This is a genomic window from Escherichia sp. KCJ4928, from assembly GCF_004352695.1.
In the GTDB taxonomy this organism is placed as follows: domain Bacteria; phylum Pseudomonadota; class Gammaproteobacteria; order Enterobacterales; family Enterobacteriaceae; genus ECMA0423.
On record NZ_SJWV01000350.1, the window covers coordinates 1 to 1968 of the forward strand.

Here is a 1968-nt window from a genome sequence, read left to right on the forward strand (position 1 = left end):
GGTTCTGGTTTTTTTTAAAAAAGCGTCTCATATTGGAACTGGTGACTTTATTATGATTGTGGGCTATATTAGCATGCTAACATTTCAGTTGCGCACAATAGCCGGAGCCAGCATTGACATTCAACGCCAGGTTGTGTACCTGAAAATTCTTCTGGAATATAACAGTATGCATCCCGAAGGGGTTATCCCTGATACAGTAAGCTCCCGCAGCACTGAGCGTATTTTTGATGTGCGTAATCTTGGAGCTTTTGCTGACGGCAGACTCCTCTTTAATAATGTGAGCTTCAGGATCCATGAAGGTGAAATGTTTGCACTTTCTGCGCCTTCAGGTTTTGGTAAATCCACAATTCTGCAATATTTACTCGGTCTTGATACCCCAACTGAGGGCGATATTTATTTCCGAGGATACCGGATTAACACAGAGTTGAGTGCGTCTATCCTGGAGGACGTTGCTGTTGTGCCTCAAAAAGCCGTTCTGGTGCAGGGAACTATTCGTGATAATATTCTGTATGGAACCGATGACATTCTTCCCGATGATGAACTGTTTTGCATCCTGAATTCATTGGGGTTAATTAAAGAGGACTGCGGAGAACATTTCCTTGCTTTCCTAGACCGGGATATTAATCCTCTGGGTAGTGGTTTGAGTGGTGGAGAGATCCAGCGATTATGCATAGCCCGCGCCCTAGCCCGTAAGAAAAAGATTATCGTACTTGATGAACCCACGGCCTCTATTGGCGAAGAACTCGCGATAAAGATCATTACCTATATCCGGCAGCATTGCCCTACCGTTATTATTACAACTCATAATCCACGAATTCTGGAGCTCGCCGATCATTTTTTTGATGGTATGTCAAAGTCTTGCGTCATTGCTGGAGAAGGCAGAGACCAATAAACCACACACGTTAATTCATTTATATCTAATCGGGGTTGTACGCCGGAAACGCCGAAATTTCCGATACAGCGAATTTGTTGATTTTTGAAGCATGTTTGGCAGGTTTTGACGTGTACGTTTATGGTGCAGTAAGTGAGAATTTATTCGTACCAGCCATATGATACGTTACGGGCAGTGATTTTTCGCGCTAGACAGCTATTTCTTTGCTGTCCGGTTAACTGTGGTCTTACGTACAGGTTGCCGAGCATAAAATTTGTGCCTCCCGGAAATTTCGGCGTTTCCGGCGTACAACCCCAAATAAATTCAATTAATTACCTAAACAAGGTGAGACTTTTAGAGGAAATGGGCACGCCCCCCTTACTACGGTGATTTCATATTGAACAGAACTGTTGTACAATTTAATTGTACAACTCAAAGAGGAAGCACTATGTTTACATGTAACTATAGCCATGCTCGCGATAACCTGGCCTCGTTGCTCGAGCTGGCGGTTGATGAAAATCAGCCTGTTGAGATTCAGCGCCGTAAAGGTGGCGCGGCTGTACTAGTTGATAAAGACGCTTTTGAACGATACCGTAAAGCGGCTCTTGATGCTGAGTTTGCTGAGATCATGCAAAGTCATGGGACGGCCTATACGGAGCTTTCTAAGCGATGAAATTCGTTAGTTCACAGGAAGTGATTGAGTTTCATGACCGCTTGATTTCGCGTGATGGTGGCGTGGCGGGTATGCCAGAACCCGGTCGCGCTGACGCGATCATTCATCGTGTTTTGAACATGTATCATTATGAAGGTGTGACAGATATTATGGATCTGGCTGCCGTGTATTTAGTTGCTATTGCTCGTGGTCACATTTTCAACGATGCAAATAAGCGAACAGCCTTGTTTGTTGCACAGGTTTTTTTAAAACGGAATGGTGTACATATTATTAGTTCACGTATTTCGTTTGATGAAATGCAAATTATCGCTTTGAATGCTGCAACAGGAGAATATAACTGGAAGATGGTTTCTGACCATCTTAAAGCCATTATTCTAAATTAGATATAGATATCCAATCAGCAGCATTTTACAATCTACTGAGC

General features: G+C 43.3%; 3 protein-coding genes. All 3 read left to right on the top strand.

Features of this window, described 5'->3' with window-relative positions; genetic code table 11:
• Nucleotides 1-892: ABC transporter ATP-binding protein (locus tag E0D98_RS23645; RefSeq protein WP_131891180.1), on the top strand; the 892-nt coding region annotated here is incomplete at its 5' end.
• A gap of 427 nt (nt 893-1319) precedes the next feature.
• Nucleotides 1320-1544, top strand: a complete 225-nt coding sequence (locus E0D98_RS23650; RefSeq protein WP_000493532.1) for a type II toxin-antitoxin system Phd/YefM family antitoxin — start codon at nt 1320-1322, stop codon at nt 1542-1544.
• Complete coding sequence (locus tag E0D98_RS23655) at nt 1541-1927, top strand: type II toxin-antitoxin system death-on-curing family toxin (protein ID WP_000673985.1); 387 nt, start codon at nt 1541-1543, stop codon at nt 1925-1927. The genes E0D98_RS23650 and E0D98_RS23655 overlap by 4 nt, the downstream gene beginning before the upstream one ends.
• Nucleotides 1928-1968 lie beyond the last annotated feature (41 nt).